General features: G+C 67.3%; 13 protein-coding genes. 7 read left to right on the top strand and 6 right to left on the bottom strand.

Going from position 1 to position 14,277, the window contains the following annotated elements:
* Position 1: 1 nt before the first annotated feature.
* The 3 genes from HWX76_RS24360 to HWX76_RS24350 all read right to left on the bottom strand — a co-directional run bounded on the left by HWX76_RS24360 (position 2) and on the right by HWX76_RS24350 (position 3,113).
* A complete protein-coding gene (locus tag HWX76_RS24360) occupies positions 2–1,843 on the bottom strand; it encodes an Hsp70 family protein (RefSeq protein WP_050014365.1) in 1,842 nt (613 codons plus the stop codon).
* The gene (locus HWX76_RS24355; protein WP_176016473.1) at positions 1,840–2,421 is read right to left on the bottom strand and encodes a DUF2760 domain-containing protein; all 582 of its coding nucleotides are present in this window, start codon (positions 2,419–2,421) and stop codon (positions 1,840–1,842) included. Before HWX76_RS24355 ends, HWX76_RS24360 begins: the two co-directional genes overlap by 4 nt.
* 251 nt (positions 2,422–2,672) lie before the next feature.
* Complete coding sequence (locus HWX76_RS24350; RefSeq protein ID WP_176016472.1) at positions 2,673–3,113, bottom strand: Rrf2 family transcriptional regulator; 441 nt, start codon at positions 3,111–3,113, stop codon at positions 2,673–2,675.
* A 140-nt stretch (positions 3,114–3,253) separates the two neighbouring features.
* On the opposite strand from HWX76_RS24350, the gene HWX76_RS24345 reads away from it, so the two are divergent.
* The 5 genes from HWX76_RS24345 (at position 3,254) to HWX76_RS24325 (ending at position 8,335) form a co-directional block, all read left to right on the top strand.
* On the top strand, positions 3,254–4,168 hold the full coding sequence (locus HWX76_RS24345; RefSeq protein WP_176016471.1) for an NAD(P)/FAD-dependent oxidoreductase: 915 nt from the start codon (positions 3,254–3,256) through the stop codon (positions 4,166–4,168).
* A gap of 126 nt (positions 4,169–4,294) precedes the next feature.
* Positions 4,295–5,254, top strand: a complete 960-nt coding sequence (locus HWX76_RS24340; protein WP_176016470.1) for a LysR substrate-binding domain-containing protein — start codon at positions 4,295–4,297, stop codon at positions 5,252–5,254.
* A gap of 129 nt (positions 5,255–5,383) precedes the next feature.
* On the top strand, positions 5,384–6,514 hold the full coding sequence (locus tag HWX76_RS24335) for a DSD1 family PLP-dependent enzyme (protein ID WP_050014357.1): 1,131 nt from the start codon (positions 5,384–5,386) through the stop codon (positions 6,512–6,514).
* A 103-nt stretch (positions 6,515–6,617) separates the two neighbouring features.
* Entirely contained in the window at positions 6,618–7,589 is a 972-nt protein-coding gene (locus HWX76_RS24330) for an ornithine cyclodeaminase family protein (RefSeq protein ID WP_089489023.1), read from the top strand.
* A 23-nt stretch (positions 7,590–7,612) separates the two neighbouring features.
* Positions 7,613–8,335 (top strand): HAD family hydrolase, encoded by a 723-nt coding sequence (locus HWX76_RS24325; protein WP_176016469.1) that lies wholly within the window; start codon positions 7,613–7,615, stop codon positions 8,333–8,335.
* A 118-nt stretch (positions 8,336–8,453) separates the two neighbouring features.
* Here the strand turns inward: HWX76_RS24325 and HWX76_RS24320 are convergent, their stop codons facing one another.
* Positions 8,454–8,966, bottom strand: coding sequence for a tyrosine-type recombinase/integrase (locus tag HWX76_RS24320; protein ID WP_176016468.1), 513 nt, complete (start codon positions 8,964–8,966; stop codon positions 8,454–8,456).
* A 23-nt stretch (positions 8,967–8,989) separates the two neighbouring features.
* Between HWX76_RS24320 and HWX76_RS24315 the strand changes: the two genes are divergently transcribed.
* Entirely contained in the window at positions 8,990–9,193 is a 204-nt protein-coding gene (locus tag HWX76_RS24315; RefSeq protein WP_176016467.1) for a hypothetical protein, read from the top strand.
* 83 nt (positions 9,194–9,276) lie between these two features.
* Positions 9,277–9,534 (top strand): SymE family type I addiction module toxin, encoded by a 258-nt coding sequence (locus tag HWX76_RS24310; protein WP_176016466.1) that lies wholly within the window; start codon positions 9,277–9,279, stop codon positions 9,532–9,534.
* A 40-nt stretch (positions 9,535–9,574) separates the two neighbouring features.
* Here HWX76_RS24310 and HWX76_RS24305 read toward each other — a convergent pair whose 3' ends face one another.
* Both HWX76_RS24305 and HWX76_RS24300 read right to left on the bottom strand, forming a co-directional pair.
* On the bottom strand, positions 9,575–9,880 hold the full coding sequence (locus HWX76_RS24305) for a hypothetical protein (protein ID WP_176016465.1): 306 nt from the start codon (positions 9,878–9,880) through the stop codon (positions 9,575–9,577).
* Entirely contained in the window at positions 9,877–14,256 is a 4,380-nt protein-coding gene (locus HWX76_RS24300; RefSeq protein ID WP_244138012.1) for an RHS repeat-associated core domain-containing protein, read from the bottom strand. Before HWX76_RS24300 ends, HWX76_RS24305 begins: the two co-directional genes overlap by 4 nt.
* Positions 14,257–14,277: the final 21 nt, after the last annotated feature.

Here is a 14,277-nt window from a genome sequence, read left to right as displayed (position 1 = left end):
CTCAGGCGGCGCCGCGCACGTCGAACTCGACCTTCCAGCGCTCGTTCGTGCCGCTCGGGATCGCCTCGAGTTCGAGCGTGCCGGCTTCGGTCACGCGCGCATGCAGCTTCACCGGCACGACTTCGCCGACGGTGCGCCCTTCGGCGGGCAGCGTCGCCTGGATTTCCTCCAGCTCCTGCAGCTCTTCCGCCGACCAGTAGTCGAGCAGCGTGCCGACCTGGTCCTGACGACGCACCGACGAACCGAAGAAGCGGAACTGCACCGGTTCGCCGACGACGAGACCGAACTCCTGCGGCGGCAGCGCCGCGTCCGTGCCCTCCTCCATCCCGAACGGCGCGACGCACAGCGCCTGCACCGGCGGCTCGAGCCCCGGCACCGCGGGCATCGCCGATTCGATCGCGACGTAGTACGCACGCGCCGTGCCGCCGCGAATGCGCACGCCCCGGCCGCGCTTCACGTAGCCGTAGTACGCCGCGCCGCGCGCGACCGCGAGATCGAGATCGGCGCCTTCGAGCAGGCGCGCGGGCGGCGCGCCTTCGGCGGCGAGCCAGCCGTTGAGCGTGTCGAGCACGCGCTGCGTGAGCAGCGTCGACTTGAACACGCCGCCGTTGAACAGCACGGCGGTCGGATGCAGGAACGTCGCGCCTTGCGGCAGCGTGCGCTGCACGCCTTCGAGCGTGTCGAGCGCCGCGACCTGGCGGCCGAGGAACGCCGCGAGATGGCGGGTGATGCCCGCGTCCTGCGCATACGGCAGGCCGAGCTGCGTCAGGCCGACACGCGCGCGGCTCACCGGGCGCGCGGCCGCATCGACCTGCGGGAAGAAACCTTCGAGGATCGTCTGCGTCAGTTCCGCGCGCGTCAGCTCGGTGCGGATCGAGCCGCCGATCAGCTTCGAGCCGCGGCTCGGCACGACGAGCGGCACCGCGTCGGTGGTCGGATCGGACAGCAGCGTTTCCTTGGCCGCGCGGCACGCGTAGGTCAGCGCGCGCAGTTGCCACGGATCGGCCTGCGTGCCCTGCTGCGCGAGCTTGCGTGCGACCACGTGCGCGAGCGCGAGGTCCATGTTGTCGCCGCCGAGCAGGATGTGCTCGCCGACGGCGACGCGATGCAGTTCGAGATTGCCGTCGCGCTCGACCACCGCGATCAGCGACAGGTCGGTCGTGCCGCCGCCGACGTCGACGCACAGGATCAGGTCGCCGACCTGCACCTGCTTGCGCCAGCCACCTTCGCTTTTCTGGATCCAGCTGTAGAGCGCCGCTTGCGGCTCTTCGAGCAGCGTCATCCGCGTGTAGCCGGCGGCGCGCGCGGCCTCGGCCGTCAGTTCGCGCGCGGCCGGGTCGAACGACGCGGGGATCGTGACCGTCACGTCCTGGTCGGCGAACGGCGCGTCGGGATGCGCGTGGTCCCACGCTTCGCGCAGGTGCGTGAGATAGCGGATCGAGCTTTCCAGCGGCGACACGCGCGCCACTTCCGGCGGCGCATCGCTCGGCAGGATCGCCGCGCGGCGATCGACGCCCGGGTGGCACAGCCAGCTTTTCGCGCTCGACACGAGGCGGATCGGCGTGCCGGCGCCGCGCGTGCGCGCCATCTCGCCGACCGCGAACGCGCGCGAGGCCGTCCACGGCAGCGTCAGGTCGCCCTGCGTCAGTTCGCTTTCATGCGGCAGGTAGAGGAACGACGGCAGCAGGTCGCGCGATTCCAGCGCGCCCGGTGCGGTCAGCTGCGCGATCGGCAGCACCTGCTGCACGATCTTTTCGCCGTCGCTCGTGCTGCTGTCGACGTACGACAGCGCGCAGTGGGTCGTCCCGAGGTCGATACCGATCGAATAGCGCGGATCGCTCACAGTTCCACCTCCGCCGGTGCGATGACCGATGCGTCGTGGCTGCCCGTCAGCTTCGGCAGGCGCACGTCGGAAACACGCCAGCCGCGATGGCTGACGGTGCCCGTGAACGGCGCGGAGCCGACCACGTTGCCGGTCACGCGCACGGCCGTCGCGTCGAAGCCGGCCGGCAGCGTCACGCGGCTGCCTTCCGCTTCGTCGCGCACCGGCACGATCGTGAAGTGCTCGCGCAGCGCCGCGCGGCAGCCGTCGTGCACGAGGCGCGCGGCCGCGCCGATGTCGGCGTCCGCATAGCCGGCGATGTCTTCCTCGACGAAATCGATGAAGCGCGCATCGCGCTGCAGCAGGCCGAGCAGTTGCAGCGCGGCCTGCGGGCTCGCTTCGCGCAGCTCGGGGGCCGGCGCCTTCACCGGCGCGGGTGCGACGGGCGCGGCAGCGGGGGCCGGCGTCGGGACCGGCGCCGGGGCGCCGTCGCGCACGCGCAGCACGCCGGCCGCGAACTCGCGGTTGCCGAGCACGGAGAAGAACGTGCCGACGGCCAGCGACAGCCGGCCGAAAAAGGACAGGTTGGATTCGGGCATGGGGTCTGGACTCCTGTGGGCTCGCGGCAGGGCGAGCGTTTCTTGCCTGGGCGCCCGGCGGCGGCGTGCGGCATGCGCACTGCCGCCGCCGGGCGCGTGATTCGAACGCGCCCTCGCGGGTGCGGAAAACCCGTATTTTGCCCTGTGGCGGGCGAACCGGGCAGAAGTCGGGGGACAGAACATGGCGGCGCGGCGGTTTCGGCCGCGCCTGCGCGTGCGTGACGCGCGTACGGCGGCCGTGCTGCGCTGCGTCAGCGCGGCTTGCGCAGCCGCGCCGCCTTCGCTTCGAAATCGCGCGACAGCATGCCGAGCGTGACTTCGCCGAAGCGCGCGAGCAGCGACGCTTCAGCCTCCTTCAGCGCCGCCGACAGATGCGCGTTGACCGCCTGTTCGACCAGGCATTCGGGCGCGTCCTCGGACACCTGGTCGGAAAACAGCGGCGGCTCGCCCACCGCGCGATAGACGTCGAGCAGCGTGATGTCGTCGAGCGCGACGCTCAGCGCCCAGCCACCGCCGTGCCCCTTCTCCGACTGCACGTAGCCGCAATCGCGCAACCCGCCGAGCAGGCGCCGCACGACGACCGGATTCGTGCCCAGCATCGTCGCGATCGTTTCCGACGTCAGCGGGCCGTCGGCCTGGTCCATGTGGATCAGCGCATGCAGCATGCGCGACAAACGGCTGTCGGTTCTCACGGGCGGGACTCCCCTCTCTCGAAACTTCTGAAGTTGCATGAATGATACCATCGCCCTATCATGCAACTTCTCGTGTTTCATGAGTTGGCCGCCAGCGAAGCACGTCTATCCGTCACGCAGATTCAGAAAGGAGTGGATGCATGGATACCCATCATGAAGTGATCGTGATCGGCGGCAGCTTTGCCGGGCTGTCGGCCGCGATGCAACTGGCGCGCGCACGCCGCCGCGTGCTCGTGATCGACGCCGGCCGGCCGCGCAACCGCTTTGCCGAGCATGCGCACGGCTTCTTCGGGCAGGACGGCAAGCCGCCCGCGCGGATCATCGCCGAAGCGAGCGCGCAGCTTGCCGCGTATCCGACCGTGCAGCGCATCGACGGCGAAGTACGTGCGGCCGAACGCGACGCGGATGAACGCTTTCACGTGACGCTCGCCGACGGCAGCCGCGCGAGCGCCGACCGGCTGATTCTCGCGACCGGCATCCGCGACGAACTGCCCGCGCTGCCGGGGCTCGCCGAACGCTGGGGCATCAGCGTGCTGCATTGTCCGTACTGTCATGGATACGAAGTGAGCGGCCAGCGGCTCGGCGTGCTCGCCACGCATCCGCTGTCGGTCCATCAGGCGATCCTGATTCCGGACTGGGGCCCGACGACGTGGTTCACGCAGCGCGTGGTCGAAGCGAACGAGGAGGAAGCCGCGTTGCTCGCCGCGCGCGGCGTGCGCATCGAACGCTCGCCGGTCGTCGAGATCGTCGGCGACGCGCCGCGTATCGACGCGCTGCGGCTCGCCGACGGGCAGGTCGTGCCGATCGACGCGTTGTTCGTCGGCGCGCGCACCGACATGGCGAGCGACCTCGCGCAGCAGCTCGGCTGCGCGTTCGACGAAGGGCCGCTCGGCACCGCGATTCGCGTCGATGCGTGGAAGCGGACGAGCGTCGCAGGCGTGTATGCGGCCGGCGATGCGTCGAGCCTGATGACCAATGCGACGTTCGCATCGGCATCGGGCGTGGCGGCCGGCGTGGGCGTACATCGATCGCTGATTTTCGGGCTGGACGCGTAGGCGGGTGGACAGCGGGGGCGTCACGGTCGTCGATGTATCAGGCGAAGGAAGCGGGCGCCTTCCGGCCATCCTCACCGCAGCCACCCCGCGCCACGTCGATGGCTTCGCCGCGCGATCTGCGGTTTAATGCTCGATACCCTATGCATTAAGAGTCATGAAATGCTCGACCTCGACGACCTTCGACTCGTCCGCGCGATCGGCACGTCGCGCTCGCTGGCCGCGGCGGCCCGGCTGCTCGACCTCACGCCGCCCGCGGTCACGATTCGGCTGCAACGGATGGAGGCGCGCCTGAACGCGAGGCTCGCCGTGCGGCAGCCGAAAGGGATTGCGCTCACCGACGAAGGGCAGCGGCTGTACCAGGAAGCCGTCGGCATTCTCGAGCGCGTGGAGGCGCTGCCAGTCAGCATCGCGGGCGACCACGGCGACGTGCAGGGCACGCTGCGCGTCGTCGCCCCGCTCGGCTTCGGCCGCAAGTACGTCGCGCGGATCGTGCGCGACGTGCAGCGCGCGCATCCGAAGCTCGAAATCTCGCTCCATCTGTCGGAAAGCCCGTTGACCAGCGCATCGGGCGCCGACGTGGTCGTCCATGTCGGCAGCCTCAAGTCGTCTTCGTGGATCGGCTATCCGCTCGCGCCCAACGAGCGCTTCCTGTGCGCGAGCCCCGCGTATGCGCGCCGCCTCAAAGACCTGAACCATCCATCCGACCTGACGCGCTACGACTGCCTGTGCCTGCGCGAGAACGACGAAGACATCCCGCGCTGGCGCTTCTCGCCCGGCCGCGGCGTCAAGGGCGAATCGCGGCGGGCGACCGTCATCCGCGTGACCGGCGCGCTGTCGTCCAACGACGGCACCGTCATCACCGAATGGGCGCTGGCCGGGCTCGGCATCGTCGAACGCTCGGAGTGGGACGTCGCGCAGTTGCTCGCGAACGGCAAGCTCGTGCGGCTGCTGCCCGGCTGGAGCCTGCCGCCCGCGCCGGTGACGGCGCTGTTGCCGTCGCGGACCGGCCGCTCCGCGCGGCAGCGGGTGTTTCTCGACGCCGCGCGGCAGTTTCTCGATCCGCCGCCGTGGCGCGGCAAAGCGTGAGCCGGGGCCGCGCTCCGCGAGAGTCGACAGATTAAATTCTGCTTAATGGCGGATTAGTCTCGCATTAAACATGATGCGGGCTAGCCGCCGTACAGTGTCCACATCGGCAACCTCGTCATCGGACGCATCGTGGACCTTCACACCCTCAACACCCCCGCCGCCTTGATCGACGTCGGCCGCATGCAGCGCAACATCGCGCGCATGCAGACGCATCTGGACGCACTCGGCGTGCGGTTCCGGCCGCACGTCAAGACCACCAAATGCCGGCACGTCGTCGACGCGCAGATCGCGGCGGGCGCGCAGGGCATCACGGTATCGACGCTCAAGGAAGCCGAGCAGTTCTTCGCGGACGGCATCCGCGACATCGTCTACGCGGTCGGCATGGTGCCCGCGAAGCTCGGCCAGGCGCTTGCGCTGCGTCGGCAAGGCTGCGACCTGAAGATCGTCGCCGACAGCCTGCCGGCCGCCCATGCGATCGCCGCGTTCGGGCGCGAGCACGGCGAACGTTTCGACGTATGGATCGAGGTCGACGTCGACGGCCACCGCTCGGGCATCCCGCCCGACGCCGATTTGCTGATCGATGTCGGCCGCGCGCTGACCGACGGCGGCATGCTGCTCGGCGGCGTGATGGCTCACGCGGGCTCCAGCTACGAATACGACACGCACGCAGCACTCGTCGCGATCGCCGAGCAGGAACGCAGCCGCACCGTGCGGGCCGCGGAGCGCCTGCGGGCCGCCGGGTTGCCGTGCCCGGTCGTGAGCATCGGGTCGACGCCCACCGCGCTGGCGGCGGAACGGCTCGACGGCGTGACCGAAGTGCGCGCCGGCGTGTACGTGATGTTCGACCTCGTGATGCACAACATCGGCGTGTGCGAGCCGTCCGACATCGCGCTGTCAGTGTTGACCACCGTCATCGGCCATCAGGAAGAGAAAGGCTGGGCGATCGTCGACGCGGGCTGGATGGCGATGAGCCGCGACCGCGGCACGCAGCGCCAGGCGCACGATTTCGGCTACGGGCAGGTCTGCACCGAAGCGGGCGACGTGCTCGGCGGCTACCTGCTGAGCGGCGCCAACCAGGAACACGGGATCGTGTCGCGAACCGGTACGCCGGATACGGGCATCGCGCAGCGGTTTCCAATCGGCACGCGGCTGCGCATCCTGCCGAATCATGCGTGCGCGACCGGCGCGCAGCATCCCGAATACCAGGCCGTCGGCGACGACGGCGCCGCGCAGACGTGGCCGCGCTTCTACGGGTGGTGAGCATCAGTCCCCGCCGCGTCATCCGCGCATTGACTATTTGTCCAAATCTGGACAAACTTTAAATACCCTGAATTCGTCTCGTGCCGACCAGGCACCCCCGACCATGCCGACCGACGCCCGCCTCCTTCTCCTCGACCGCGATGCCGTCGAGCCCGCCCTGCAAGCCGGGCAAGTGATGGCGGCCGTCCGCGAAGCCTTCGTGCTGCACAGTCAAAGGGCCGGACGCGTATTTCCGGTCGTGCGCGAGAAACTGCACACAGGCGGCGTGTTCGGCATCAAGTCGGGCGACGTCGCCGATCGGGACTTGCTCGGCTTCAAGGCGGCCGGGTTCTGGCCCGGCAATCGGGCGCGCGGCGGCGAGCCGCATCAGGCCACCGTCGCGTTGTTCGATCCGGCGACCGGCCGGCCGCTGTGCATCATGGACGGCAACGCGATCACCACCGCGCGAACCGGCGCCGCGGGCGGCCTCGGGCTGCAACAGCTCGCGCGTCGCGACAGCACGCGGCTCTGCGTGTTCGGCACCGGCGTGCAGGCGCGCGTGCAGCTCGACTACGCGCTCGCGCTGCTGCCGCAGCGATGCACGGTGCAGTACGTGACCGTCAACGGCGAGCCGGATCCGGCGTTCGAAACGCACTTCGTCGAACGGTGCACGATCGGCGTGGCGCGCGACCGGAACGATGCGGTCGCCCATAGCGACGTGGTGATCACAGCCACGCCCGGCGGCGGCGCGTTGTTCGACGCGGATGCGGTTCAGCCGGGCACCCACCTGACCTGCGTGGGCGCCGATACCGCGGGCAAGCGCGAACTACCGGCCGGCGTGCTGGAACGCGCGCGCATCGTCGTCGACGATCACGATCAGGCGCGCACCATCGGCGAGTGCCAGTGGGCGCCGGATTTGCCGCGCACGGAAATCGGTGACATCCTCGCGGGTGCGGCATCGGTCGATCGTGCCGCGCACGAGATCACCGTCTTCGACATGACGGGGCTCGCGCTGCAGGACCTGACCGTCGCGCGCTTCCTCTATCGACACGCGCTCGACAACGGCACCGGAACCGCCGTTCCGTGGCCCTGGTAAACGACTTCCCGCTTTCAACCGCCATGCGTCTCGCCAAAGTTTCCGCCGTCTCGTTCGACCTCGACGACACCCTGTGGCCGTTCGGGCCGTCCGTCGTACGGGCCGAGGCGACGCTTCGCGCATGGTTGATCGAGCACGCGCCGAATACCGAGCGCGTGCTGCCGACGCAACAAACACTCGCAGCGCTACGTGAGGAATACGAACGGTTGCGCCCCGATCTCGCGAGCGACTATCGCGCGATGCGAATCGGGTCGATCCGGCTTGCGCTGGAGCGCGCGAACGAAGATGTCTCGCTGACCGAGCGCGCTTACGACGTCTTCTATGCGGCGCGCAATCGCGTCGAGTTCTACGAAGACGCGCTGCCGGCGCTCGCGTGGTTGAGCGCGCGCTTTCCGTTGATCGCGGTCACCAACGGTAACGCCGACCTTCGGCTCACGGGCGGCGGCGAATTCTTCCGCACGACGCTCAGCGCGCGTGCATTCGGCTTCGCCAAGCCGGAACCCGAGATCTTCCATGCGGCGGCGGACGCACTCGGCGTACGGCCGGCCGAATTGCTGCATGTCGGCGACGACTTCCACCTCGATATCGTCGGCGCGGTGAATGCGGGGCTTCAGGCCGCGTGGATCGTGCGCGAGCCGGTTTCTGCGGGAGAATACGCGCCGGGGTACGCCGCGGCGCCGCATCTCAGGCTGCGCGACCTGTCGATGCTTTGTCGCGTGCTCGGCGGGCCGGACGACGTGTCGTAGACGTCCGTACGACGGTTGGATACATTCAATCGGATCGTTCGCAGATCATATCCTTCGCCCCGCAGGGGCGCTGGCCTTTACTCCTGCGCATCCGCTTCCGACTCCGCATCGATGGCCGCTAAAAGGAGCCCGCTTTCAACCCCTGCGCCGCCTTGTCATCCACATACTCCGGCTCCCGCATCCGTCCATCTCCGCGCGCCGGATGCGTCGCCGCATGGATGTGCTTCAGCTTCTCCAACGACACCATCGTATAAATCTGCGTCGTCGACAGCGACACGTGCCCCAACATCGCCTGGATGAATCGCGTATCCGCTCCGTTATCCAGCATGTGCGTGGCCATCGCGTGACGCAGCAGGTGGCACGACCCGACCTTCTTGATTCCCGCCGACGCCATCAGCCGCTTCACAATGTGCGCCAGGTACGACGCATCCAGCGGTTCACCGAAGTCCGTCACCCATAACGCTTGGTGACCGCCTGTCGTCAGTTCCTCGCGTGCCTCGCGCATGTACACGTCCAGCCACTGCAACGCGCGCTTGCCGATCAGCACCATCCGGTCCCGCCATCCCTTGCCCTCGCGAACCAGCACCAGACGTCGTGCGTAATCGATGCCCCACGTCCGCAAGCCCGCCATCGCTGCCGCAACTCGATGCGGTCGTGCGCATCGCGCAAGTGCTGCAAACCAGCGTGGACTCCCTCGTCGGACTCGAGCCGCCCATCGAGCCGCGTATTCATAACCCGCGGCTGCATGCACTGTACGAACAGATGGATTTGCTTTCGGACGAGGATCAGCAAGCGCTGATCGTCCTGAGGGACAGCCTTGTCAAACGCTCGCAGATGTCGAAGCTCATGGCGAGGTAACACCGCTGTAAAAGAGCGCCGGCCGCATGGGCGCCAACCCATACGGCCCGCTGACCACCACCAACTCACGCCAGGAGTTGATCATGGCTGACGCCAATCTTGAAGCACGTCCACCCGTCACGGAACGTTTCATCACCATGCAGCGCAAGCGCGACATCGGTCGTTACGGGATGAGGGCCATCTATGATGAGAGCTGCGAGCCGCTGCACCTCTGGCTCAAGATCGCCGGCCGCTGGTTGATCCACGATGCAGGCTTCCACGCCGGCCAGAAGCTCCGCGTTCACGTCGAACACGGCAAGCTCACCATTACCGCCGCGCAAATCACCCCCGATTGCGGCTAACCACACTAACTACAAGGGCCGCAACTGCGGCCCTTGGTGCTTAACGCCTCACTCGAAAGCTCACATCGCTTCCCATGATTTGCAAATCGTCAATTTCAAGTCGGTTCTCTTGCGGAAGTGGACCAACCAAATAAAAGCCAAGTTCGGTGATTTCTCGCTCCAACCGATCTATCTCTACAAAGAGCTGATTGTTTGCAGCTTGCTCAAATTCCATGAAGAGTTGTTCATACGAGCAGAAATGCGGACCAGGGGCAAAGTTTCCGAGCATGAGTATCCCATCGGCGGAAGTCACCGTGACCTCTCCTGCTAAATCTCCACTGCAATCGTTCAAATAGAACTTCATCATCGTGGGCACCCTGTGGTTTTCCCAAGTGCTTCGGACAACCCCTTGAGGTTCTCATCGCTGAAGCCGTCTGCGCCACCAGGATGAATGATTCGAGCATGATTTGGAAATTTATTAGTCGGGTCCTCAATAACATCGAACCCGGCTCCTCGGATGGCATCTGCCGTACCTGATGCAACAGTTTCTGTTGCCTTCTGCAAACCCGTAGCCTTCGGAAAAGCATCCCTCATCTGTTGAGCTGCAGCGCAGGGACAACAACCATGTAGGACGGATATCCCAGGAGGATTGAGCTTCTTTTCTGGCTCTTTCAAGCGGAGGTTATCAATCGAGTTACCCCCAATCCGATTGACCTTCGTGGCCCCAGGAAGAGGCTTACCAGTCAGCCCAAGCGGATCGATCCACGTGATGGGATTCGGCGCGTATTGGTAGACGTTGATCCCGCCTGCAAGCCCGATCGGATCCTTGGAGGTGAACCGTCCGCTACTCGGATCATAGTACCGATACCGGTTGTAATGCAGCCCCGTCTCCTCATCCCGGTACTGCCCCTGGAACCGAACCGTGTTCCCCACCTCGTTGCGCTCCGGCACCTCCCCCCACACCGTCTTCTCGCCACCCCACGCCCGATACCGCCCCAGCCACACCACCTTCCCTGACTCATCCAGCAGTTCCTGCGGTGTCCCCAGGTGGTCGTTCTGGTAGAACAGCGTCGCATGCCGCGTCTTCGCCGGCACCTGCACGAACCTTCCATCCGTGCCCGTCGCCACGAACGCCGCCTCCATCAGCGTCTCGTCCAGTCGCGCCAGCGGCACGAACGTCCCCGGTTCGTGCAGGTATAGCGACGCCCCCTGCCACCGGTGCCGCTCAATGAACGTATGGACCCGCTGCGCCACCGGCACCGAGTACGGATCGGCCGGATCCTCCCGTACCACCGGCGTCGAGCGATCCCTCACCCGCTCGCCGCGTTCCCCCGGCTCAAGCGGTGCGAGATGGAACCGCTCCTCCATCAGCAGCACGTCGCCGTCCCACGTGAACACCGTCCGATCGATGCGGCCGTCCCTGCTCTTCACCTCTTTCAACCGCCGCCGGCCGAACGCGTCGTAAGTAAAGTGCACGCCCAATTCCGGCCGCACCGTGCCCGGGGTCGACGTCACGCCGTGTTGCGTCCGCTCGATCCGGTCGATCTCGTTCGCCGCCGGCCGCCTCGCATAGCGTTCGGCCTGCGTGAGCCGGTTCGCCGCGTCGTATTCGTACAGCCAAGTCACGCCACCCGGCTCCGTCTTGCGCACCAGATTGCCGTGCGAGTCGTGCTCGTAGCGCGTGCGGTTCAGTTCCTTCGACACGTTGCCGATGCACTTCGGCAATGACCGCTCCCAGCCGGTCAGCGCGTCGACCTCGTCGGCAATCCGCAAGCGCCGCGCGAGTTGTTCGTCGGGCAACCGTTCGCCCGGATGGGCGTCCCACCACGCACGATCCTGCGCCATTTGCCGCTGCATCCGCGCCGTGGCCGACTCGATCGTTTCGTCGCTCGGGCGCGGCGGGATCTTGTCCGGATCCACCGGGTTGCCCGCCGGATCGAATGCGAACACCTCCTTCAGGTCCCGTGTCGTCGCCTTCAGCAGACGCCCGGTCGGGTCGTACGCATACTCCGTGACGCCGCGCGTGCGATCCTCGATACGCGTCAGTTGGCCCGCCGCGTCGTACTGCAACCGGCGCGTGGCCATCCAGTCCGCCAGCCGCGCACTCCCGTCACGCCGCACGGACATGCGCCGCAATCGACCTGCCGGATCGTATTCCCGAACCTGCTCGAAGCTGCGATACCGGCGCACGATCTCACGATGCAGTTTGTCGCGCTCGAAGTCCACCAGCGGCCGGCCGTCCAGCAACACGCCGTGCAAATGGCCCGAACCGTAGCGCAGCCAGTCGATCGTGCGCGTGTTCGGCAGTTGCGTGCGGATCCGGTTGCCGAGCACGTCGTATTCGTGACGCGTCACCGTCGTGTAGGAACCGTCGCTGTCCGGGTAGATCGTCTGCTCTTCGGCGATCAGGTTATCGGCATCGTCGTAGTGCAGGTGCACACGGCTGTGATATCCCTGCGCGGTCGTCAGCCGGCCGCGGGCGTCGTAATGGAAGAGCTCGGTCACCCGGCCCCGGCCACCCGGCCCCTTCGTCTCCCGCCGCGTCAGCCGGCCGAGCGGGTCGCGCGCGTAGGTCGTCTCGACGTCCCCGGCCTGCGAACCGATCAGTTGCCCGGCATCGTCCCATTGGTAGCGGGTCGTGCTGCCGTCGAAATCCGTCTGCTCAACGATGCGCCCCAGCCGGTCGTAGCCGAACCGCGTCCGGTCCCGGTTCTCGTTGGTCAGCGTGTCGAGCCGCCATTGCCGGTCGTATCCGTATGCCAGTTCCCGGCCTGCGGCGTCCTTGCGCCAGGTCGGCTGCCCGCGTGCATTGAACGTGTACTCGGTGACGTGGCCCGCGCCGTCGCGATACGTGCGCAGGTTGCCTTCTCCGTCCCACGTGAAGCGTTCCTCGGCGCCGTCCGGATGCACGACGCTGACGACCTGCCCTCGCGCGTCGCAGCGATAGAGCGTGTCGTGGCCCGCGGCATCGGTGACCCGCGACGGATGACCGCGCTCGTCGTAGCCGTAGCGTGTCGCGTGGCCGGAGCAGTCGGCCGCCTCCGCGAGCCGTCCACCGTGGTCATAACGGAAGCGTTTTACGCCGCCTTTCGGATCGGTCACCGACAGCAATTCGCTGCGTACACCCCACACGTAGCGGGTCGTGCGGCCTGCCGCGTCCGTCACGGAGACCGGCCGGCCAAGCGCGTCGTAGGCCGTTTGGGTGACACGGCCATCCGGCCCGGTGACCTGGACCGGCAAACCGCCCGCGTCGTATTCGGTACGCGTGACATTGCCGAGTGCGTCGATCTCGGCCGTCAGCCGGCCGTGCGCGTCGTACTCGAAACGCTGCGTGTGACCCGGCGCGTTGCGCATGCCGACCAGACGGTGCTGGTCGCCCCATTCGTACGATTCGGTCGAGCCGTCAGGATGCTCGACCAGCACGATCCGGTTGTGGAAATCGTAGCGGTGAATCGTCGCATGGCCGTCCGCATCGGTCACCTTTGTGTACCAGTGTTCGCGGTGGTACTCGAAGTGCATGTCGTCCTGGACATGCTGGCCTTCGTTGCCATACCACGTCCGCACGCACCGGGCGTCGGCCGGCGCGGGCACGCCTTCGCGTCGGCCCGGCCAGTCCCATGCGAGGTTCGCGGGGTGTCCGTTGAAATCCGTATAACGCGTGAGCAGGTGTTGCTCGTACGTGTACGTACGCCGGAAGCCGAGCATGTCGACGTGGCCGCTCAGGTCGCCGTCGGCGCTGTACGTGTAGCGCGCGAGGGCTTCGTTGGCGAGCCCCGGAACGCCTGCACGGTAGATCGCCGAGACGCGGCCGTCGACGTACTCGATGCGGATCGCGTTCGCCGCACCATCGCTGATGGTAACGAGTTCGCCGGCGGCGTTGTACGTGAAGCCGAGACCGAGGCCGTCGCGGTTGATGCGGGAAACGAGGCGGTAACGGGCCGACGCAATGCGGCCGCTCAGTTCGTATTCCTCTCGACTACCGTCCGGATAGGTCAAATGGATTCGGCGGCCATCCGGGCGTGCAATCGTGAACTGCTCGGCCGGCACCTCGACAGACTCCCCGAATCCGACCGGCGGCAACGGCACCGCGCGGCTGTCCGGATCGAAGAACGTCAGCGTACCGTCCCGCTCCTCCAGCGACAGATGATACGCACTGCTCCAGCGCGCGCCCAGCGGGCTCGCATCGTAGGCCGCAAGGCTCGACCGATAGCGTCGCGCCCACACGATCGGCACGACACCGTCGAGCACGAAGTCGGTCTGCGCGAGGTGCTCGTCGCCCATTGCGTAATTGACGGGCTTCGCGCTCGCCGTCTTCGGACAGCCGCACCCGTCCTTCGGCGGCAGCGGGCTGGGTGTCGCGCCCTTCTGCGTCGAATCGCGGTGCTCGCCCGGCTTGCGGTGCGGCGCGCGCATCGTACCCGGCGTGGCCTGCGCGACGTGCGACGGCATCCCGCGCGCCTTGCGCGCCTTGATCTCCGCGGTGATCTGCGCGGCCATGAACAGCAAACCGCCCGCTTCGTCCACGCTGCCGAACGCGCGGTCGAGCATCGGCTCGGTGTCGCGGTCGAACGCGTCGAGCCAGGCGACGATCGCATCGCGCTGACCCGACACCTTGAGCAACTGGTCGATGCCGATGAGCGCGATCTCCTCCGTCGACGGCACCCACGACAGGAAGCCCGGGTTCTTCTTGATGCGCCCCATCTGCTCGGCCGCCGAAACAGGATCGAGCACGAAGCGGCGCACCGTGCGCGACGCTTCGCGCAC

The organism is Burkholderia sp. BCC0398, assembly GCF_902833245.1.
Classification (GTDB): Bacteria; Pseudomonadota; Gammaproteobacteria; order Burkholderiales; family Burkholderiaceae; genus Burkholderia; species Burkholderia sola.
This window is presented reverse-complemented; position numbering and strand designations above follow the sequence as displayed.